17 protein-coding genes are annotated in these 21,264 nt (G+C 63.0%); 10 read left to right on the top strand and 7 right to left on the bottom strand.

The window, feature by feature from the left end; all coding sequences use genetic code 11:
* Positions 1-221: 221 nt before the first annotated feature.
* On the bottom strand, positions 222-1,286 hold the full coding sequence (gene rlmM, locus DM807_RS08285) for a 23S rRNA (cytidine(2498)-2'-O)-methyltransferase RlmM (protein WP_012271321.1): 1,065 nt from the start codon (positions 1,284-1,286) through the stop codon (positions 222-224).
* Between the two features lie 224 nt (positions 1,287-1,510).
* Between rlmM and acnA the strand changes: the two genes are divergently transcribed.
* Positions 1,511-4,252: an aconitate hydratase AcnA gene (acnA, locus tag DM807_RS08280; RefSeq protein WP_179027254.1), complete on the top strand. Its 2,742-nt coding sequence runs from the start codon at positions 1,511-1,513 to the stop codon at positions 4,250-4,252.
* A gap of 161 nt (positions 4,253-4,413) precedes the next feature.
* Positions 4,414-5,979, top strand: coding sequence for a methyl-accepting chemotaxis protein (locus DM807_RS08275; RefSeq protein WP_012271319.1), 1,566 nt, complete (start codon positions 4,414-4,416; stop codon positions 5,977-5,979).
* Between the two features lie 87 nt (positions 5,980-6,066).
* Here the strand turns inward: DM807_RS08275 and DM807_RS08270 are convergent, their stop codons facing one another.
* The 5 genes from DM807_RS08270 to DM807_RS08250 all read right to left on the bottom strand — a co-directional run bounded on the left by DM807_RS08270 (position 6,067) and on the right by DM807_RS08250 (position 9,437).
* The gene (locus DM807_RS08270) at positions 6,067-6,951 is read right to left on the bottom strand and encodes a pseudouridine synthase (RefSeq protein WP_012271318.1); all 885 of its coding nucleotides are present in this window, start codon (positions 6,949-6,951) and stop codon (positions 6,067-6,069) included.
* A gap of 51 nt (positions 6,952-7,002) precedes the next feature.
* Entirely contained in the window at positions 7,003-7,311 is a 309-nt protein-coding gene (locus DM807_RS08265; protein ID WP_012271317.1) for a hypothetical protein, read from the bottom strand.
* Positions 7,312-7,376: 65 nt separating this feature from the next.
* Complete coding sequence (locus tag DM807_RS08260) at positions 7,377-7,808, bottom strand: D-Ala-D-Ala carboxypeptidase family metallohydrolase (RefSeq protein ID WP_012271316.1); 432 nt, start codon at positions 7,806-7,808, stop codon at positions 7,377-7,379.
* A gap of 107 nt (positions 7,809-7,915) precedes the next feature.
* Entirely contained in the window at positions 7,916-8,155 is a 240-nt protein-coding gene (locus DM807_RS08255) for a glutaredoxin family protein (RefSeq protein WP_012271315.1), read from the bottom strand.
* 73 nt (positions 8,156-8,228) lie between these two features.
* Positions 8,229-9,437: an ammonium transporter gene (locus DM807_RS08250; protein WP_012271314.1), complete on the bottom strand. Its 1,209-nt coding sequence runs from the start codon at positions 9,435-9,437 to the stop codon at positions 8,229-8,231.
* 313 nt (positions 9,438-9,750) lie between these two features.
* Between DM807_RS08250 and DM807_RS08245 the strand changes: the two genes are divergently transcribed.
* The 8 genes from DM807_RS08245 to dacB all read left to right on the top strand — a co-directional run bounded on the left by DM807_RS08245 (position 9,751) and on the right by dacB (position 18,773).
* Positions 9,751-10,065, top strand: coding sequence for an ElaB/YgaM/YqjD family protein (locus DM807_RS08245; RefSeq protein ID WP_012271313.1), 315 nt, complete (start codon positions 9,751-9,753; stop codon positions 10,063-10,065).
* Positions 10,066-10,074: 9 nt separating this feature from the next.
* Complete coding sequence (locus DM807_RS08240) at positions 10,075-10,449, top strand: phage holin family protein (RefSeq protein ID WP_012271312.1); 375 nt, start codon at positions 10,075-10,077, stop codon at positions 10,447-10,449.
* A complete protein-coding gene (locus DM807_RS08235; RefSeq protein ID WP_012271311.1) occupies positions 10,446-10,775 on the top strand; it encodes a hypothetical protein in 330 nt (109 codons plus the stop codon). The genes DM807_RS08240 and DM807_RS08235 overlap by 4 nt, the downstream gene beginning before the upstream one ends.
* An 81-nt stretch (positions 10,776-10,856) precedes the next feature.
* The gene (locus tag DM807_RS08230) at positions 10,857-12,188 is read left to right on the top strand and encodes a deoxyguanosinetriphosphate triphosphohydrolase (protein WP_041166433.1); all 1,332 of its coding nucleotides are present in this window, start codon (positions 10,857-10,859) and stop codon (positions 12,186-12,188) included.
* A gap of 283 nt (positions 12,189-12,471) precedes the next feature.
* Positions 12,472-13,089: a response regulator transcription factor gene (locus DM807_RS08225; protein WP_012271309.1), complete on the top strand. Its 618-nt coding sequence runs from the start codon at positions 12,472-12,474 to the stop codon at positions 13,087-13,089.
* An 8-nt stretch (positions 13,090-13,097) separates the two neighbouring features.
* Positions 13,098-16,730, top strand: a complete 3,633-nt coding sequence (locus tag DM807_RS08220; protein ID WP_069943376.1) for a transporter substrate-binding domain-containing protein — start codon at positions 13,098-13,100, stop codon at positions 16,728-16,730.
* 41 nt (positions 16,731-16,771) lie between these two features.
* Positions 16,772-17,116: a YggL family protein gene (locus DM807_RS08215; protein WP_003248695.1), complete on the top strand. Its 345-nt coding sequence runs from the start codon at positions 16,772-16,774 to the stop codon at positions 17,114-17,116.
* Between the two features lie 199 nt (positions 17,117-17,315).
* Positions 17,316-18,773 carry a D-alanyl-D-alanine carboxypeptidase/D-alanyl-D-alanine endopeptidase gene (gene dacB, locus DM807_RS08210; protein WP_012271279.1) on the top strand — a complete coding sequence of 486 codons (1,458 nt, stop codon included), beginning with the start codon at positions 17,316-17,318 and terminating at the stop codon, positions 18,771-18,773.
* Positions 18,774-18,842: 69 nt separating this feature from the next.
* On the opposite strand, the gene DM807_RS08205 is transcribed toward dacB, so the two are convergent.
* Positions 18,843-21,233 carry a sensor domain-containing diguanylate cyclase gene (locus DM807_RS08205; protein WP_179027253.1) on the bottom strand — a complete coding sequence of 797 codons (2,391 nt, stop codon included), beginning with the start codon at positions 21,231-21,233 and terminating at the stop codon, positions 18,843-18,845.
* Positions 21,234-21,264: the final 31 nt, after the last annotated feature.

The following is a 21,264-nucleotide window of genomic DNA, read 5'->3' as shown; positions in this document are numbered from 1 at the left end:
CGGGGTCCCCTCGCTCCGGGCTTGCTCCCGGGAGGACCGCGCTGCAGGCCCCATCCTGGGGCCCAGCGCTTGACGGGCATCCATGCCCGTCACCTCCCTCCGCAAGCCCTGCGCTCGGCCTCCTGAAGTCGCAACCTGCGTCGCCTGGACTATCGCGCGCTTAGAAGCAAAAGCCGAAGCAAGAGCAAAGAGCAAAGAGCAAAGAGCTAGGCGCGCTGTGCTTAGCGCGGTTTCAAATCAAGCCGACGCAGGTGACAAGTCACTTCCTCCCGGTCGTGATACAGCTGCTTGCAAGCAATCGACACCCGAATTTTGCGTGCCTTGAACGTCGCCTCCATGCGGTCGAGCAGCCGCCGTACTTCGGCATAGCGCTGCTTCATCGGCAATTTCAAGTTGACCACCGCCTCGCGACACAGTCCCTCCCCCAGCCAGGTCTCGATCAGTGAGGTAGTACGCGCCGGCTTCTCGACGATGTCGCACACCATCCAGTCCACCGGCTGCTTCGGCTGCCAGGTGAACCCATCAGCCATCAGGTGCTGAACCAGCCCAGTATCCATCAGGCTTTCGGCCATCGGCCCGTTGTCGATCGCCGTCACCAACATGCCACGGCGCACCAGCTGATAGGTCCATCCCCCCGGCGAGGCCCCCAGGTCGACGCCGGTCATGTCATCACCCAGGCGCTGTTCCCACTGCTCACGCGGGATGAACTGATGCCAGGCTTCTTCCAGCTTGAGGGTCGAACGGCTAGGCGCCTCGCGGGGGAACTTCAGGCGCGGAATCCCCATGGGCCACAACGCGCTGTTGTTGGCTGGGGCAACACCGACAAAGACCCGCCGGCCACTGATGAAGCTGAGCAGCAAGCGCGGCCGACTGGCATCGTCGACCAGCCGGCCGGCCTTCTCCAGCGCCTTGCGCAACGGCACTTCGAACTTGCGGCAGAAGGTGGACAATTCCTTGCCTTCATTGCTGTCCAGCACCTCCAGCCACAGGCTGCCGAACACCGGGAAATCGGCCAGCTGCGACAGCAGCACACTGATGCGGTCAGTTTCCGGCAGCTCGACAAAACCACCACGGGCCCACTGCCGCGGGAAAATCAGCTGGTTGAAGCGCAGCTCCCCCATCAACCGCTCGGCACCGCCCTCCTCGCTGCAGACAAACTCGGCGCTGGCACTTTGCGGCTTGCTTTTGGCATAGCCGGAAACACCCAGGCGGGCGGCATGTTCGCTGATTTCGGCGCAAACCTCACCCTCGAAACCGGGCCGGCAATGCATGAACAGGGTATTCATTTCTCACTCCACTACGGCTGGCGCACCACAGGCGCCGGCAGGGCGGCGATGATAAAGGAAGTTCGGAACCTGCGACATGCCCCGCCGGTCCAGAAAAGGGTCAGTTAGGCGAAACCGGTCTAACCTGACCATTCAGCCAGGTCCGTGCCGTGCGGACCGATACAGAGCGGTGCTACCGGCAAACCGTGAGTAGTTGCCGGGCACCGGTGCAGAAGGAGTTGGCAATGCCCTCGCTCGATAGCCTGAACACGCTCAAGCCCCTCAAGGTCGGTGACCAGACCTACCACTACTTTAGCCTCACCGAGGCCGCCCGCCAGCTGGGTGACCTGCAGCGCCTGCCCATGTCGCTGAAGGTGCTGCTGGAAAACCTGCTGCGCTGGGAGGACGGCCATACCGTCACTGGCGACGACCTGCGCGCCCTCGCCCAGTGGCTGGGCGAGCGGCGTTCCGACCGCGAAATCCAGTACCGCCCGGCGCGGGTGCTGATGCAGGACTTCACTGGCGTACCGGCCGTGGTCGACTTGGCCGCCATGCGCGCCGCCATGGCCAAGGCCGGTGGTGACCCACAACGGATCAACCCGCTGTCTCCGGTAGACCTGGTGATCGACCACTCGGTGATGGTCGACCGCTACGGCACGCCGCAAGCCTTCAGCGAAAACGTCGACATCGAAATGCAGCGCAATGGTGAGCGCTACGCCTTCCTGCGCTGGGGCCAGAGCGCCTTCGACAATTTCCGCGTGGTGCCACCGGGCACCGGCATCTGCCACCAGGTCAACCTGGAGTACCTGGGCCGCACAGTGTGGACCCGTGAGGCCGACGGCCGCACCTATGCCTTCCCCGACACCCTGGTCGGCACCGACTCGCACACCACCATGATCAACGGCTTGGGCGTGCTCGGCTGGGGGGTCGGTGGCATCGAGGCGGAGGCCGCCATGCTCGGCCAGCCGGTGTCGATGCTGATCCCCGAAGTCATCGGCTTCAAGCTGACCGGCAAGCTGCGCGAAGGCATCACTGCCACCGACCTGGTGCTGACGGTGACGCAGATGCTGCGCAAGAAGGGCGTGGTGGGCAAATTTGTCGAGTTCTACGGCGACGGCCTGGCTGAATTGCCCCTGGCCGACCGCGCGACCATTGCCAACATGGCCCCGGAATACGGCGCCACCTGTGGTTTCTTCCCGGTCGACCAGGTCACCCTGGACTACCTGCGCCTGTCGGGCCGCCCCGAAGCGACCGTACAGTTGGTCGAGCAGTACTGCAAGGCTCAAGGCATGTGGCGCTTGCCCGGCCAGGAGCCGTTGTTCAGCGACACGCTGGCACTGGACATGCACGAGGTCGAGGCCAGCCTGGCCGGGCCGAAACGGCCGCAGGACCGCGTGGCACTGGGCCAGGTCAGCCAGGCCTTCGACCATTTCATCGAGCTGCAACCCAAACCACTGGCCAAAGAAGTTGGCCGCCTGGAAAGCGAAGGCGGCGGCGGTGTGGCAGTGGGCAACGCCGACCAGGCCGGTGAGATCGACTACAGCCATCAGGGCAAGACTCACACCCTGCGCGATGGCGCCGTGGTGATTGCCGCAATCACCTCGTGCACCAACACGTCGAACCCCAGCGTGATGATGGCTGCCGGGTTGGTAGCGAAAAAGGCTCTGGAAAAAGGCCTGCAACGCAAGCCTTGGGTCAAGAGCTCGCTGGCGCCGGGCTCCAAGGTTGTCACCGACTACTTCAAGGCAGCCGGGCTCACGCCTTACCTCGACCAGCTTGGTTTCGACCTGGTCGGTTATGGCTGCACCACCTGCATCGGCAACTCCGGCCCGCTGGACGAAGCGATCGAGAAGGCCATCGGCAGCGCCGACCTCACCGTGGCCTCAGTGCTATCGGGCAACCGCAATTTCGAGGGCCGCGTGCACCCCCTGGTCAAGACCAACTGGCTGGCTTCGCCGCCGCTGGTCGTGGCCTATGCGCTGGCCGGTAGCGTACGCATGGACCTCACCCGTGATCCGCTGGGCACCGGCAAAGACGGCCAACCTGTGTACCTGCGCGATATCTGGCCCAGCCAGCAGGAAATTGCCGAAGCAGTGGCCAAGGTCGACACGGCAATGTTCCACAAGGAATACGCCGAAGTGTTCGCAGGTGATGCGCAGTGGCAGGCCATCAAGGTGCCACAGGCCGCCACCTACGTGTGGCAGGCTGACTCCACCTACATCCAGCACCCGCCGTTCTTCGACGGCATCGGCGGGCCGCCACCAGCCATCGCCGACATCCACGGCGCGCGGGTGCTGGCACTGCTGGGCGACTCGGTGACCACCGACCACATCTCCCCCGCTGGCAACATCAAGGCCGACAGCCCGGCCGGGCGCTACCTGCGCGAACAAGGCGTAGAACCACGCGACTTCAACTCCTACGGCTCGCGGCGTGGCAACCACGAGGTGATGATGCGTGGCACCTTCGCCAACATTCGTATCCGCAACGAAATGCTGGGGGGGGAAGAAGGCGGCAACACCTTGCACGTGCCCACTGGCGAGAAGTTGTCGATCTATGATGCGGCCATGCGTTACCAGCAGGAAGGCACCCCGCTGGTGGTGATCGCCGGCCAGGAATACGGCACCGGCTCGAGCCGCGACTGGGCAGCCAAGGGTACCAACCTGCTGGGTGTCAAAGCCGTGCTCGCAGAAAGCTTCGAGCGTATTCATCGCTCCAACCTGGTCGGCATGGGCGTGCTGCCGCTGCAATTCAAGGCCGGGAACGACCGCAAGCAGCTGGGGCTCACCGGCAAGGAGCAAATCGATGTGCTGGGTTTGAACGGCGCGCAGATTCGCCCGGGCATGAGCTTGCCCTTGCGCATCACCCGCGAGGATGGCCAGCAGGAACAGATCGACGTGTTGTGCCGGATCGATACCCTGAATGAAGTGGAGTATTTCAGGGCCGGGGGCATTCTGCATTATGTGTTGCGTCAGCTGATTGCTGGCTGAGGTGCCTGGCTGAAGATATGCAGCGCCTGTGAAATCGAGCGCCGCCCGCGCGGCGCTCGATTTCACAGGCGCCATAGCTCCCACGACGCTCCATTAAATAATCATTCAATAAAACCAGCCGCTTGCCGATAACCGTCCAAAGCCCTGCGGACTATCAACCCATGCGTAACAACCAGCCGATTACCCAGAGAGAACGGACTTTCCCTGCCCAGCAGCGGTTGATCTCCACCACCAACGCCAAGGGCGTGATCACCTACTGCAACGATGCCTTCATCGAAATCAGCGGTTTCACCCGCGAAGAGCTGACGGGCGCGCCGCACAACCTGGTACGCCACCCCGACGTGCCGGCTGCAGTGTTTGCCCACATGTGGCAAACCCTCAAGCAGGGCCAGCCATGGATGGGTATCGTCAAGAACCGCTGCAAGTCTGGCGACCATTACTGGGTCAACGCCTACGTCACACCCATCTTCGATAACAACCAAGTTGTCGGCTTCGAGTCGGTGCGAGTCAAACCCACCGCCGAGCAGATCCGTCGCGCCGAAGGCCTGTACCAGCGCATCAACCAGGGCAAGCCGGCCGTACCTCGCAGGGACAAGTGGCTGCCAGTGCTGCAGGACTGGCTGCCGTTCATCCTCATCAGCCAGGTAGGCTTCCTGATCGGCAACTGGCTGGGCCATTCCTGGGGCTTTGCCCTGGCTGCCGGGCTATCCGTGCCCTTGGGCCTGCTCGGCCTGAGCTGGCAGCAACGCGGCCTCAAGCGCCTGTTGCGTCTGGCCGAACAGACCACTTCCGACCCGCTGATCGCACAGATGTACACCGACAGCCGTGGCGTGCAGGCGCGCCTGGAAATGGCCATGCTCAGCCAGGATGCCCGCATGAAAACCTGCCTGACCCGCCTGCAGGACAGTGCCGAGCACCTCAGCGACCAGGCGCGTCAGTCCGATGCCCTGGCGCACAAGAGCTCCTCGGGGCTGGAACGCCAGCGAGTGGAGACCGAGCAGGTTGCCGCTGCGGTAAACCAGATGGCCGCCACCACTCAGGAAGTGGCCAACCACGTGCAGCGTACTGCCGACGCCACCCAGGAAGCCAACCGCCTGACCAGCCAGGGCCGGCAGATTGCCGGGGAAACCCGCGAGGCCATTGAACGCCTGTCGGCGGCGGTGGGCGAAACCGGCCAGACGGTGACGCAACTGGCCAAGGACAGCGATGAAATTGGTGGCGTGGTCGACGTGATCAAGGGTATCGCCGACCAGACCAACCTGCTGGCGCTGAATGCGGCCATCGAAGCGGCGCGTGCCGGTGAAATGGGCCGCGGCTTTGCCGTGGTAGCCGATGAAGTGCGCCAGCTGGCCCAGCGCACCGCCGAATCCACCGGGCAGATCCACGGTCTGATCGCCAAGTTGCAACAAACCGCCAGCAATGCCGTGCTGACCATGGAAACCGGCCACCGCCAGGCGCAGGAAGGTGTCGACCGGGTGATGCAGGCTGACGAAGCATTGGTGGGGATCAGCGAAGCGGTGGCCAACATCACCGACATGGCCACCCAGATTGCCGCAGCGACCGAGGAGCAGACCGCAGTGGCTGACGAAATCAGCCGCAACATCAGCACCATTGCCGAACTGGCCGACCAGACCGCCGAGCAGGCGCAGCACTCGGCACTGCTGAGCGAGGAACTGACCAGCACGGCAGGGAGCCAGTATTCGTTGGTGGAGCGGTTCAACCGCTGATTGCAGCAGGCTTGCACCGTCCCTGTAGGAACGCCCTTTCGCGACACAAGGCTGCCTGCAGGGACCGCGTAAGCCCGGCTTGCTGCGTTACCAGTCCAACTGCAAGCGGCTTTCGAAAAAGCGCTCTTCGCCGCTTAGCGGGTCCTCGAAACGCAAGCTGTGCGCCAACAGTTTCAGCGGTCGCTGATAGTCATCTTCTTCGTTGCGCAACTGCGGATAGAAAGGGTCGTTGCTGATCCCCGCCCCCAACGCTGCCATGTGCACGCGTAGCTGATGGGTCTTGCCTGTCACTGGCGACAAGCCATAGCGCCACAGCTCACCGTTCTTTTCCAGCACTTGGGCCAGGGTTTCACTGTTGGCCTCGCCCTCAACTTCGTGCATGCGAAAAAACGGCTCGCCATGCACCAGGCGGCTTTTGTGCACAAGTGGAAATGCATGCTGCGGCAGGGCAGCGGCAATGGCCTGGTAGCGCTTGTCGATACGCCGCTCGGGGAACAGTCGCTGGTAGGCGCTGCGGCTTTGCGGGTTGGCGGAAAACAGCACAAGCCCTGCGGTGTGCCGGTCAATGCGGTGCAACGGCACCAAATGTGGGTTGCCCAGACGACGGATCAGTCGGCGCAGCAAGGTCTGCTCGACATACTCACCCGTCGGCGTCACCGGTAGGAAATGCGGTTTGTCGGCCACCACCAAGTGCTCGTCCACATGCAGCACCACCTCCTGCACCGGGATTGGCCGTTCGTTCGGCACTTCGCGGAAGTAGTGCAAACGCATGCCACGCTTGTAAGGCAGCTCGGCGGAAACCGCCTGCCCCTCGGCATTCAACACCCGGCCACGGGCAAAGCGGTCAAGCCACTGGGCGCGGTCGATGGCCTTGAAATGGTCACACAAGCAATCGAGCACTGTCGCCCAATTACCGGGTGGCAGGCACACCGTGCTGGCTTGCTGGCGGGCGGGGTCGAAAGGCGTGGTCATGGCAAGGCTCGTAACGTTCACGGCCGCGCATTATCGCCCAAGCCCGCGCCCTCAACCAGCCTCGGCCACTGCCTCGCTGCGTTCCTTCAGCCAGCGCAGCACCTGCACAGGTTCCCAGCGGCCAGGGTCATAGAGGGCATAGAGCAACCCCTGGTAGCCCACCACATCCAGCCCCCGGTGATAACCGGCACGCTGGAACAAGGCCTCGATCTCGGCGAAGCAGGTATTGAAGTGGACCTTGCCGAACGGCGTGCGGTCGTCGGTCACCAGGCCTTCGAGGCGCAGTTCCAGAACGGCGTCGGCCACCCGCTCCACGGGCATGCGGTTGACGCTGTACTTGAGTTGCTCGACGTTGAGCATGGCTTCACCTCAATACTGTATTTATATACAGCATACGAACATACCCTTGCTGCCGTCAATGCGCTTCATTGCAGCCCCGCCAGGTAGCCGCTCCCTTTGCGTATGGTCAGCACCTGTCTACGCGGCGTGTCTCGCGCCACTGACAGATGCACCCATTTGTCGAATTCCAGAATGAGTTGATCGAAGGGCACGCCACTTTCGCTGATCCGCCGCACGGTCTCACGCGGGCTGACCTCGACCACCGTGAAGTCCGCCGCCAGCCCTTGCACATGCTGGCTGCTCACGGCACCGCCGATCAGCCGGTTGACCTTTTCGCTGCGATAGCCGCTGCTGACAATGATGGGCGCGTCGAACAGTGCACGTACCTGTTCCAGCGCACAGCACAGCAACAGCAGGTTGGCCCTGGCTTCAGGGGGTGGGGTGTTATCGAATCCGTCCCTGGCGGCGAGCTGGGAAACGGTCATTTCATCGAAGGTGAAATGGGGAGTGATCAACATGGCGAGCGATTCCGATGATGGAGAAGGTCTGGGCGCCAGTGCGCCGGAACCTGATCATCAGCTCGCTTCACAGACCATGGAGCAGGGTTGCAACTCCTCTGCGGCCTTCATTGCCCAAGAAAGGCCACCACCTGTTCGGCATCGAACGGCCAGTGCAACTCGGCGCTGTTGTCGCAGCGCCGCAGCACCGGAATGATCAAGCCATAGCGCTCGAACAAGGACTCGCTCTCGGCGATGTCGACCAGTTCCACCAGCAGGCCGTGATCGACGAAAGGCATCAGCACAGCCTCGGCCACTTCGCACAGGTGGCAGCCGAGGGTGCCGAACAGTTGGCATTCAGGCAGCATGGAGCAGATCCCGGTTTGGCATGCAGAGAAACCTATTCTAGGTCTGTCGCGCCCGTCATGCACCTGACCTGGCTCAATCCTGGCTGGTGGCGCCAATACGGTGCAACGACAAGTCCGCGCCCTGGAACTCCTGCTCATGGCTCAAGCGCAGGCCGTGCAGCGCACGAATTGCCCCGTACACGGCAAAGCCACCGACCAAGGCCACCAGCACGCCCATCAGGCTGCCCAGCAGTTGGCTGACCAGGCTGACACCCCCCATGCCGCCCAACGCCACCTGGCCGAAGATGCCGCAGGCAATGCCACCCCACACACCGCACAAGCCGTGCAATGGCCACACGCCGAGTACGTCGTCGATCTTCCAGCGGTTCTGCGCTGCGGTGAAGGTCCAGACGAACAGCGCACCCGCCACCAGGCCCGTGGCCAGTGCGCCAATCGGGTGCATCAGGTCGGAGCCGGCGCAAATTGCCACCAGCCCGGCCAGCGGCCCGTTGTGCAGGAAGCCCGGGTCGTTGCGCCCGGCCAGCAGGGCCGACAGTGTGCCGCCGACCATGGCCATCAGCGAGTTGATCGCCACCAGGCCGCTGACACCCTGCAAGGTCTGGGCGCTCATGACGTTGAAGCCGAACCAGCCGATGATCAGGATCCACGAGCCCAGTGCCAGGAAAGGAATGCTCGACGGCGCAAACGCCACCAGCCGCCCATCGCGGTAGCGCCCACGGCGCGCACCCAGCAACAGCACCGCCGCCAGCGCCAGCCAGCCGCCCATGGCATGCACCACCACAGAGCCGGCAAAGTCATGGAACGGCGCGCCGAAGCGTGCTTGCAGCCAGGCCTGCACGCCCAGGTTACCGTTCCATACCACACCCTCGAAGAACGGGTAGACGAACGCCACGATCAACGCCGTGGCACACAGCTGCGGAACGAAGCGCGCCCGCTCGGCGATACCACCCGAGATGATCGCCGGGATCGCCGCCGCGAAGGTGAGCAGGAAGAAGCACTTGACCAGCGCATAGCCATGGTCGGCAGCCAGGGTCGCCGCTGGCTGGAGGAAGTTGACCCCATAAGCGATCCAGTAGCCTATAAAGAAGTACACCAGCGCTGAAATGGCAAAGTCGCTGAGGATCTTCGACAAGGCGTTGACCTGGTTCTTGTGGCGCACCGTGCCCACTTCGAGGAACGCGAAGCCGGCATGCATGGCCAGCACCAGAATGGCGCCCATGAGTATGAACAGGGTGTTGGAACCGTGGACCAGGGAGTCCATCGCGCTGTGCATGTTTTCCATGAAATAGGCAGACCTGCTGAAAAGGCACCAGGACAGTTCAAGAACCTGCATCCCTGCACCGAATCGGTGCCAGCCCCCTGCCCTGCTTCGGTGAGCCGGGCGAAGCCTGCGTGGTTTTTTCTTGGGTTTGTCGTGGATTGGGTTAAGGTTTATCGGTATTCGCTGCGTATGGCGCCCTGAAACGGCGCAAAACCCGCCAGAGGCGCCCCGCAACGTGGCAAAGGCTTAGCAAGGCCCATACCAGCACCGCCACTTGAACCTTCCACGCGTGCTGTTACTCGAACTACCAACACTCATCGACAGGGAGAGACCCATGGCCAGCAAATCGGCAAAGACTGCACAAGAGATATTGATGGCTGACTTCCAGGCCTTGGTGCGCGACACCGAGAAGCTGCTGGCGGACACCGCCAACCTGGCCGGAGACCAGGCCGACGAATTGCGCGAACAGATTCACGACCGTCTGGCCCAGGCCCGCGAAACCCTGCAACTGACCCAGGACTCGGTGCGTGATCGCGGCCAGGCGGCGCTGGGCAGCGCCGAGCAGTACGTACAGGAAAACCCGTGGCAGGCGATCGGCATCGCGGCCGGCGTCGGCCTGTTGATCGGCCTGCTGGCCAACCGGCGCTAAGGGGTTCCCATGGAGAATGAAGCCAACGCTTCCGGCGCCTCGGGCAGGCGCCTGGGCGCGGCCGCGCTGGGGCTGCTGCACAGCCACATCGAGCTGTTCGGCATCGAGCTGCAGGAGCAGAAAGGCCGGACCTTGCGCCTGCTGCTGTTCGCCGGGCTGGGCCTGGTGTTCGCCCTGCTGCTGCTGACCGCACTGTCCGGGCTGCTGCTGGTGCTGCTGTGGGACAGCTATCGACTGGCCGGGATCATCGGCCTGTGCGTGTTCTATGGCATTGCTGCGCTGTACTGCGGTGTACGCCTTAAGGCGGCGGTGTTCGACGAGTCATCGCCCTTCGGCGCCACCCTCGAAGAACTTGCCAAGGACCGGGAGCGCCTGTTGCCATGAGCCTGCCAGAACTGCCGAACACGCGTAACCCGCGAGAACTGCGCAAGGCGCTGTTGCGCCTGCGCATGGAGATGCACCGCCAGGAAATTCGCCACGAGTCCGGGCAGTTGCTTGAGCCGCTGCGCCGCGTACGCGGCATGGGCAGCTCGCTGCAAGATGGCCTGGGAATCAAGCATGCGCCCCTGTGGGGCATCGGCGCCGTGGTAGCGCTGGGCTTCCTCACGGGTAAAGGCGTGCGCAGCGGCAACCTGACGCGCCTGGTACGGTTGGGCACCAGCCTGCTGCCGCTGGTACGCCTGTACCTGCAAGGCAACCGCCGCCCCTGAACACGCGCGCAGCCTGCAGGAGCTGCCTTGTGCTGCCCCTACAGGCTATGCTGCTGGCTTCGAACGACCGGAGACCGCGCCTTGGACTGGCACACCCTGCTTACCCGCGAACGCCTGGGCAAAGCCCTGTACAGCGCCGATGAACTCGGGCGCAGCCCCTTCCACAAAGACCACGACCGCATCATCTTCTCTGGTGCCTTTCGCCGCCTCGGGCGCAAGACCCAGGTGCACCCGGTTTCCAGCAACGACCATATCCACACGCGCCTGACCCATTCACTGGAAGTCAGCTGCGTGGGTCGCTCGCTGGGCATGCGCGTCGGCGAAACCCTGCGCGACAGCCTGCCGGACTGGTGCGCCCCCAGTGACCTGGGGATGATCGTGCAGTCGGCCTGCCTGGCCCACGACATCGGCAACCCGCCCTTCGGCCACTCCGGCGAAGACGCCATTCGCCACTGGTTCCAGCAGGCCGCCGGGCGTGGCTGGCTGGACGACATGAGCGACGACGAGCGAGCCGACTTCCTCAACTTCGAAGGCAACGCCCAAGGCTTTCGCGTGCTCACCCAACTGGAGTATCACCAGTTCGACGGGGGCACCCGGCTGACCTATGCCACCCTCGGCACCTACCTCAAGTACCCCTGGAGCGCCCGCCATGCCGACGCCTTGGGCTACAAGAAGCACAAGTTCGGCAGCTACCAGAGCGAACTACCCCTGCTCGAGCAGATAGCCCGCAAGCTCGGCCTGCCCCAACTGGAGCACCAGCGCTGGGCGCGCCACCCACTGGTTTACCTGATGGAAGCTGCCGATGACATCTGTTACGCGCTGATCGACCTGGAAGACGGCCTGGAAATGGAGCTGCTGCAATACGCCGAAGTCGAAGCGCTGTTGCTCGACCTGGTCGGCGAAGACCTGCCGGAAACCTACCGCCAGCTCGGCCCGCGCGACTCCCGCAGACGCAAGCTGGCAATCCTGCGCGGCAAGGCCATCGAACACCTGACCAACGCCGCCGCCCACGCCTTCGTCGAACAGCAGCAGGCGTTGCTGGCCGGGCGACTGCCGGGTGACCTGGTCGAGCATATGCACGGCCCGGCCAAGCGCTGCGTGCTGCAGGCCAAGGACATGGCACGCAACAAAATCTTCCAGGACAAGCGTAAGACCCTGCACGAAATCGGCGCCTACACCACCCTGGAAATACTGCTGAACACCTTCTGCGGTGCGGCACTCGAACAGCACGGAGGGCGCACGCCATCGTTCAAGAGCCGCCGGGTGCTGGACCTGATCGGCAACAACGCACCAGACCCGCACGCCTCGTTGCACAGCGCCTTCCTGCGCATGATCGACTTTATCGCCGGCATGACCGACAGCTACGCCAGTGAAATGGCGCGGGAAATGACCGGGCGCTCCAGCCCGACCTGAACCACGTCGGTGCAGCCTGGGCTCGGCCCAGCGCTGCTCCGCGTGTTGCAGGAAACTTCCTACGCATGCTGGCTGCAAACTAAACACCACGTATAAATATCAATGAAAAGTTACTAAGTGCGCTTTGACATTGCGTTAAGCATGCCTATTTCGTAGCCCGTTTTGTTTTATCTTGTAAGCCATTTCCCATATGGCGCTAACAGCCCTTCCTCCCATGCCAGACGACTTCCAACTGCGATAAGGTGCCACCTGTCACCGTCAATCGACCGCAGGGAAGTTGAACATGCACTCCATATTTATTGTTGACGACCACCCGGTCATCCGCCTGGCCGTCCGTATGCTGCTGGAAAACCAGAACTACAAAATTGTCGGCGAGTCGGACAATGGCGTAGACGCCATGCAGATGATCCGCGAGAGCAACCCCGACCTGGTCATCCTCGACATCAGCATTCCCAAGCTAGACGGCCTGGAGGTGCTTTCCCGGTTTCAGTCCATGGCCCTGCCCTTGAAGGTGCTGGTATTGACTGCACAATCCCCGGCATTGTTTGCCGTACGCTGCATGCACTCGGGTGCCGCAGGTTACGTGTGCAAGCAGGAAGACCTGAGTGAACTGCTCAGTGCTATCAAAGCCGTACTGGCCGGTTATAACTATTTCCCCAGCCAGGCCATTAAGCACAACCAGGTGATCGATACCGACTTGCAACTTTTTCGCCAGGTAAATGACCGTGAATTGATGGTACTGCAACTTTTCGCTCAAGGCCGCAGCAACAAGGAAATCGCCAAGGGCATGTTTCTCAGCAGCAAGACCGTCAGCACCTACAAGAAGCGCCTCATGCACAAGCTACAGGTCAACACGCTGGTCGACTTGATCGAGATGGCCAAGCGCAATGCGCTGGTCTGAGAGTGGTCATGACCTGCGCGCTCGCCCGCCTGTTGCTCGCGCTGCTGCTGTTCAGCGGTGGGACACAGGCTGCCCATCTTGAAGCCTCGTCCTTTACGTTGCTGGCACGCACATCGTCCGCCCCGGCTCAGCCCCGGCTCACGACCGAACAACGGCAATGGCTGGAAGGTCGTCAGGAACTGGTGCTGGGTACCTCGGCCCCCGACTATCCGCCGTTTGACATCACCAGTGGCGGCCATGATTACCAGGGCCTGACCGCCGACTACGCCAGCCTGATCGGCAAGGCCCTGCAGTTGCCGGTACGGGTGCTGCGCTTCTCCAGCCGACAGGCTGCGGTAGAGGCGCTCAGAAACGGCGATATCGACCTGCTGGGCAGTGCCAATGGGTACGAGGCGGACAATGACGCCCTGGCGCTGTCACACCCCTATGCCATCGATCAACCGGTACTGGTAACGCGTGAAGACGAAAACTGGGCGCTGGACCTGGACCTGACCGGGATGCGCCTGGGCATGCTCTACCACTACCTGCCCAGACAGGAAGTGCTCAGCGCCTACCCCAAGGCAGAGCTGCTGGCCTTTGGTTCTTCCAGCCAGGCATTGAACGCCGTGGCGTTCGGCCAGGCCGACGTGTTCATCGGTGACACCATCTCCACGCACTACCTGCTCAACCGCGGCCACCTGCCACGTCTGCGCATGGCCAACTTCAGCAAGCATGAGGCCATCGGCTTCGGCTTTGCCCTGCGCCAGCAGGATACCCTGCTGTTGGAACTGGTGAACGCCGTCCTCGACAACCAGCCCCCAGCCCTGCGCGCCAGCATCTTCAAACGCTGGAGCGCCGGCAGCGACCTGCTGTTGACCGACCGCAACCTGCAGTTGAGCGAAAGCGAGGAACAATGGTTGCAGGATCACCCGGTGATGCGTGTGGTCATCGACGACACAGCTGCCCCGCTATCCTATTTCGACGACGCGGGGCATTTTCGCGGCATCACCGCCGACCTGCTGGAGCTCATTCGCCTGCGCACTGGTTTGCGTTTCGAAGTACAGCGCGCCAGCGGCATCGCCGACATGATCGCTCGCCTGAAGGATGGCCGGGCGGATGTGATTGCTGCATTGGCTACCACGGAGGTGGGCGAGGACAACCTCCAACTAAGCCGTCCCTACCTGGAAAGCACCTATGTGCTGGTCAGTTGCAAGGACAATCCGGCCTTCAATTCGCTGGATCAACTGCAAGGTCATCGCATCGCCATCGCCCGCTACAGCGCCATGGACGCCATGCTGTCGCGGCACTATCCGCAGGTCGGCTGGGTCGAGACCGAAAGCGCGTTCTACTCGATGGCGTTACTCAACAGCGGTGCCGTAGATGCGGTAATCACCACCCTGATAGATGCTAACCACGCCTTGGCCAGCAACCCCGAACTGGTGATCCGCACCTCGATCGGTAGCGAACCGGCCAATTTCGCGATGGCCACCACTGCCCAGTCACCTGCGTTGGTGTCGATCCTCGACAAGGCCCTGCTGAGCATCTCACCGGAGGAGCTGGGGGTAATCAACAACCGCTGGAGCGGCTTTGGCCGACATGAAGATAACAACGTCAGGGACTATAGCCAGCTTGCCCTGCAGGTGGTGCTGGGCACGGCCCTGCTTCTGCTGCTGGCCTTGCTCTGGAACGCTCGCCTGCGCCTGCAGATTCGCCAGCGTCAGCATGCCGAGCGTGCGCTGAACGACCAGCTGGCATTCATGCGTGCCCTGCTTAACGGCACCCCCCACCCGATGTATGTGCGTGACCGCGAGGGGTGCCTGAAAAGTTGTAACTACAGCTACCTCGAAGCCGTGCAGGCCAGCTCTGATCAGGTTATCGGCAAACAGCTGGACTGCAGCCTGTTCGCCGATAGCGAGCAGACTCGGCAGATCCAGGCTGATCACCTGGAAGTCATGGCCGCGGGCTCACCGCTGATCAAGGACCGTCCACTACGGATCAAGGGTCGGGAACTGACCATCTACCACTGGATCTTGCCGTACCGCGACTCCCTGGGTGAAGTGCAGGGCATCATCGGCGGCTGGATAGACATCAGCGATCGCCGCCAACTGGTCATGGATCTGCGCCAGGCCAAGCAGCAGGCGGACGATGCCAACCGCGCCAAAAGCACGTTTCTGGCCACCATCAGCCACGAAATTCGCACCCCGATGAACGCCGTCATCGGCATGCTCGAGCTGGCAGTCAAGCGTGCCGACCAGGGCCGGGTGGACCGCAGCGCGCTGGAACTGGCACACCATTCGGCCAAGGACCTGCTGGGCCTGATCGGCGATATTCTGGATATCGTACGGATCGAGTCCGGGCACTTGTCCCTGGCCCCGGAGGCGGTCGACCTGGCGGCCTTGATCGAATCGGTGGGGCGCATTTTCGATGGCCAGGCGCGGCAAAAAGGCCTGGTCCTGGAAGTGATGATCGCGCCGGCCGCACGTTGCCACGTTCTGCTTGACCCCCTGCGCTTCAAGCAGGTGCTGTCCAACCTGGTGAGCAACGCCATCAAGTTCACCGAGCACGGCCAGGTGCGTATTTGCGTCGACCTGCTGAACGAGGGCGCTGACACGCCAGCAACGCTGGAGCTTGAAGTGCGCGACAGTGGCATCGGCATCCACGCCGACGACCTGCAGCGCCTGTTCAACCCGTTCATTCAGGCCAACCCGCACAGCCAGGGCGCCCGTGCAGGTACCGGGCTGGGCCTGGCCATCTGCCGCAACCTGTGCGACATGATGGGCGCCAACCTGTCCATCAAGAGCCTGGAAGATGTCGGCACCCAGGTGCGGCTGAAGATGCCATTGCTACGGGTCGATGGCGCCGTGCTGCCGGCACCGTTGCCCGAGCACCTCGATGTCCCCGACCCACGGCTGAACGTGCTGGTGATCGATGATCACCCGGCCAACCTGCAGCTGATGGCGCAACAGCTTGCCTACCTGGGCCTGGAACACAGCAGCGCCCGCGATGGCCGCGAGGGCCTGGCCACCTGGCGAGCGGGCGAATTCGATGTCGTGGTACTCGACTGCAACATGCCGCACATGAACGGTTACCAACTGGCGACGGCCGTGCGTACCGAAGAACGCCATGGCAAGCGGCCACGCTGCACCATCCTTGGCTACACCGCCAACGCACAGCCGGAAGTACGCCGCAAGTGCCTGAGCGCAGGCATGGACGACTGCCTGCTCAAGCCCATCAGCCTGAGCACCCTCAGCCAGCGACTGGCGGGTATTCGTCCTCGCCGCCAGCACCGCCCCCGGCGCAAGCTGTACCAGCTGGACGGCCTGGCCGCCGTGGTAGGGCCTGACCCACTCGAGCGCCAGCGCTTCCTGCTGGCCTTGCAGCAGAGCCTGCAGGCCGACCTCGCCAGCTTGATGATGCTGCATCCGCAACATGACAGCGGCGCGATCACCGAGCACGCCCACAAGGTGCTGAGCGCCGCGCGCATGCTGAAAGCCCCTTACCTGATGGCGGCCTGCGAAGCGCTTGAAGCCGCTGGTTTGCCCACTGCCCAGGTGCGCTTGCGGCGCCAGGCACTGGCACGGCATATGTGCCGCGTGGAACGTGCGCTGACCAAGGAGTTGGCCACAAGCACAGATACTCAGGCAGGCAGCCAAGCGTGTTAACTGGTAGACTGCGCGGCGTTATTACCTAAGAGGATTGTTTCATGGCCACAAACCGCTCCCGTCGTCTGCGCAAGAAGCTGTGTGTCGACGAGTTTCAGGAATTGGGCTTCGAGCTGAACCTGGAATTCAAGGAAGATCTGGATGACCAGGCAATCGATGCTTTCCTCGACGCGTTCCTGGAAGAAGCCATGGACGCCAACGGCCTGGATTATGTAGGCGGTGACGATTTCGGCCTGGTTTGCTCGGTCAAACGTGGCTCGGTCAGCGAAGAACAGCGTGCTGCCGTTGAAGCCTGGCTCAAAGGCCGTAGCGAACTGACCAAGATCGAAGTCAGCCCGCTGCTGGACGCCTGGTACCCGGAAAAGCCGATCAACAAGGCTGAGTGAGACTTGTCAGCTTCGTGCTGAAAGGTTGATTGCTGAAAAGGCCACCCCCCGAGGTGGCCTTTTTATTGGCGATGCTTTTCCGTCGAACGTGGCGCATCGACGCTGCGCTTGGGGCATAATGCGTATTCTTTACGTCGTGGGGCCATCATCTCTTACAGCCCCAAAGCCCTTTTCCCTCGCCGCAGGGTATTTACTCACTATGATCAAAACGCTTCGTCCCCTCTTTCTCGCCGGCTTGCTGTTGCCAATTGCCTTGCCCAGCCACGCCGCCGCCGTCAATACCACCCTGCCTGCCAAAGTGCAGCAGGCACTCAAGGCCAACAAGCTGCAGGACACTGCGCTGTCGCTGGTGATGCTGCCGCTGGACGGCCCCGGAACCCCGACCGTGTTCAATGCCGATGTTTCGGTGAACCCGGCCTCGACCATGAAACTGGTCACCACTTACGCCGCCCTCGAGCTGCTGGGCCCGACCTTTCAGTGGAAAACCGAGTTCTATACGGACGGCACCCTGAGCAACGGGGTGCTCAACGGTAACCTGTACCTCAAAGGTGGCGGGGACCCCAAACTGAACATGGAAAAGCTGTGGTTGCTGATGCGTGACCTGCGCGCCAATGGCGTGCGCACCGTCACCGGTGACCTGGTGCTGGACCGCAGCCACTTCGTGCAGCCCAACCTGCCGCAGTTCAACGACGACGGCGGGGATGAAAACAAGCCGTTCCTGGTCAAGCCCGACTCGCTGCTGGTCAACCTCAAGGCCCTGCGCTTCGTCGCCCGTAACGACGGCGGCAAAGTTACCATCGCAGTGGAACCACCGATTGCCAGCATCCGTATCGACAACCAGGTCAAGGCCGTGGCATCGAAACAGTGCACCGGTGATGTGCGCTACAACCCGGTGCCCCAGGCCGACGGCATCAGCGTGACGGTCAGCGGCCAGTTGGGTGACGGCTGCAACTCGCAGACTTACCTTTCGCTGCTCGACCACCCGACTTACGCCGCCGGTGCCGTGCGCGCGATCTGGAACGAACTGGGTGGCAGCATTCAGGGTGGCGACCGCATCGAGAATGTTCCCAAAAGCGCTCGCTTGCTGGCCCGCGCCTTCTCGCCAGACCTGGTGGAGGTGATCCGCGACATCAACAAATACAGCAACAACACCATGGCCCAGCAGCTGTTCCTGAGCCTTGGCGCGCAGTTCCGCACCGATGCCGATGGCGACGACGCCCGCGCCGCCCAGCGCGTGGTGCGCCAATGGCTGGCCAAAAAGGGTATTACCGCGCCGCACCTGGTAATGGAAAACGGCTCTGGCCTGTCGCGTGCCGAACGGGTCAGTACCCGGGAAATGGCTGCCATGCTGCAGGCTGCCTGGAAGAGCCCTTACGCTGCCGAGTTCATGAGCTCGATGCCGCTGGTGGGCATGGACGGCACCATGCGCAAGCGCTTGAAGCGCACCGCCATGACCGGTGAAGGGCACATCAAGACCGGTACGCTGAACACCGTACGGGCGATTGCCGGTTTCAGCCGCGACAGCAACGGCCATACCTGGGCGGTGGCGGCGATCCTCAACGACCCAAAACCGTGGGGCGCCTCGCAGGTGCTGGACCAGGTGTTGCTGGACCTGTATCGCCAGCCGAAGCTGGCTGGCAGCACAGCGGCCAACTGATGGGTTGGTCGGTACCGGCCCTTTCGCGGCTATAGCCGCGAAAGGGCCGGCATTGACACCTAACAGCTATCAGGCCGACTCCCCTTCCACCCGGTCCCGCCCGGCCTGCTTGGCCGCATACACCCCTGCATCGGCACGCAACAGCAAGGCATCGGCACCCTCCTCTGGTCGCCATCCCGCCACCCCAAAACTCGCGGTTACCCTGCCCACGCCCTCCACCGGCATATTGCGTACGCCTTGCCACAGCTCGAGCGCCAGCAGCCGCGCCTGCTCGGCATCGCTGCCCGGGCACAGCACCATGAATTCCTCCCCGCCCAAGCGGCAGAACACATCGGTACGCCGCAAACGTTGGCCGATGCGCTGGCACAGGCTACGCAACACCCGATCGCCGACCGCATGGCCGAAACGGTCGTTGATGCGCTTGAAGTGATCGATGTCGAGCATGATCACCGCCAGCGCCAGGCCATCGCGCTGGGCCCGCTCCAGTTCGACCTTGAGCCGCTCCTGAAAGTAACGGCGGTTGTGGATGCCGGTCAGCGAATCGGTAACCGACAGCGCCCGCAGCTCTTCTTCCACACCCTTGAGGTCGGAAATGTCCGTCAGGTAGCCATGCCACAAGGTACAGCCCTGCTCACCCACTTCCGGCGTCGCCTCACCACGCACCCAGCGCAATCCGGCCCGAGGCAGGCAGACCCGATACTCCTCGCGCCAGGGTGACAGGTGTTCGGCCGAGTAGCGCACCGAACGGCGCACACGCTCCAGGTCATCGGGGTGGATGCGCTCGAACACCACCGTGGCATCCTCGCGCAACTGCTGCAGATCAACCTCGTAGATGTCATACAGGCCCATGCTGGCATACGGGAAGCACGAATGGCCGTTGGCATCCAGGCGGTATTGGTAGATGCCGCCTGGCACCTCGGCGCTGAGCTTTTCCAGCAACCGGTCACGCGCCGCCAGCGCCTCATGCACCCGACGCCGCTCGGTGACATCAATACAGATGGCCAGGTAGCCAACCCACAAACCCTGCTCGTCGAGCATGGCGGTAACCAGCATGTTGGCCAACAGCTGGCTGCCATCGGCACGTAGCAAGGTCCACTCACCGGGCTCTGCGCCGTGCTCCTGCACCGTTTCGGCGAACATTGCCTGGCCGCCAGCAATCGGGCGACCAAAGCGCAAGCTCAACGCATGGGCACGCAGGTTCAGCTCCTCGGGCAGCACCAAATCCTCAAGGCGCAACTGCCCGATCGCTTCGCTGGCCGGGTAACCGAGCATGCGTTCAGCACCGGCATTGAAGGTGCTGATAATCCCCTTGAGGTTGGTGGCGATGATCGCCACCTGGGTTGCGGCATCCAGCACACTGCGCAGCTGGTTGTGGGTGCCGCGCAACGACTGCTCGCTGACCTGCAACTCGGCAGTTCGCTGCTCGACCAAGGCCAGGGCGCGCTGACGCTGGCTGAACAGGCTATAGAGCAGCACGCTGAGCAGCAGGCTCAACAACCCGCCCAACAAACTCACCGCCAGCACCGCCGAGGAACGGTTGGCCTGCACGAACGCCTGGCTCGGCAAAATGCTCAGCTGGAAATGGTGATCGGCCAGGTGCAGCACCTGGTTGCTGGCCAGCGCCAGGGAGGCGACCGGGTTCTGCGAATCGAACATCACTTCGGGGCCTTGCAACCCAGACGGGTCGATGATGCGCACGACCAGGTTGTCATCGGCCGCTACCGGTCGAGCGTCGCTGACCAGCTCGCGCATGCTCAGCAAGGCCATCACATAACCTGCTGCCGCGCCGTGGGGGTTGGCATCGGAAAACACCGGCGCCACCATCAGCAGGCCGCGCGCGTACGAAGGGATATCGTACAGGGCCAAGGGTTCGGACACGGCCATGCTGCCAGGCCCGAGCGCCCGCGCCAGTGCTGCCTGGGGTGCCCCCTGTCCGGCAAGGTCCAGCCCATAGGGCAGCCCCGGCATTTCACCGGATTGGGTATACAGCACCGGAAAGTAATGGTCGCGCGGCGGCGCGGGGCGCCACTGGCCTTGTGCGTCCTGGTCTCGGATCACATAGCCTGGGCCCGAGTGCTCACTGGCGTGGCGCTCGAACTCGGCGCGCTGCGCGGCTTCGACGCGTGGTGCCCAAGCGTAGGCCAGGGTGCGCTGCAGCAAAGGCCGGGCGTAACCGTCAAATTCGTGCGGGGTAACTTCGTTGGAAAAACTGAAGAAACGCCGCAGGCCGTCCAGGCGTTGTTCTTGTTCATCGAAGCGCTCGGCAATGCGGCTGGAGCGTTCGCTGGCCAGCAACTCGAAACGCTGGCGCAACTGCTGCTTGTAGAACGTCTGCGCGGCAAGCGCCAGGGCGGCCGTCAACAGGCCGCCCGCCACCAAGGCCACCAGTGCCACCGCCCAGGCGGACACCGCCTCTGTGCACAGGCCAAGCAACCGCGCACGCACGCCATACTTTGACATACACCCATCTCGTCACGTCAGCGTCCTGCGG

This window comes from Pseudomonas hunanensis (assembly GCF_013393325.1).
Lineage (GTDB): Bacteria > Pseudomonadota > Gammaproteobacteria > Pseudomonadales > Pseudomonadaceae > Aquipseudomonas > Aquipseudomonas putida_P.
The sequence above is the reverse complement of the archived record's forward strand: the minus strand, read 5'-3'. Positions and strand labels throughout refer to the sequence as shown.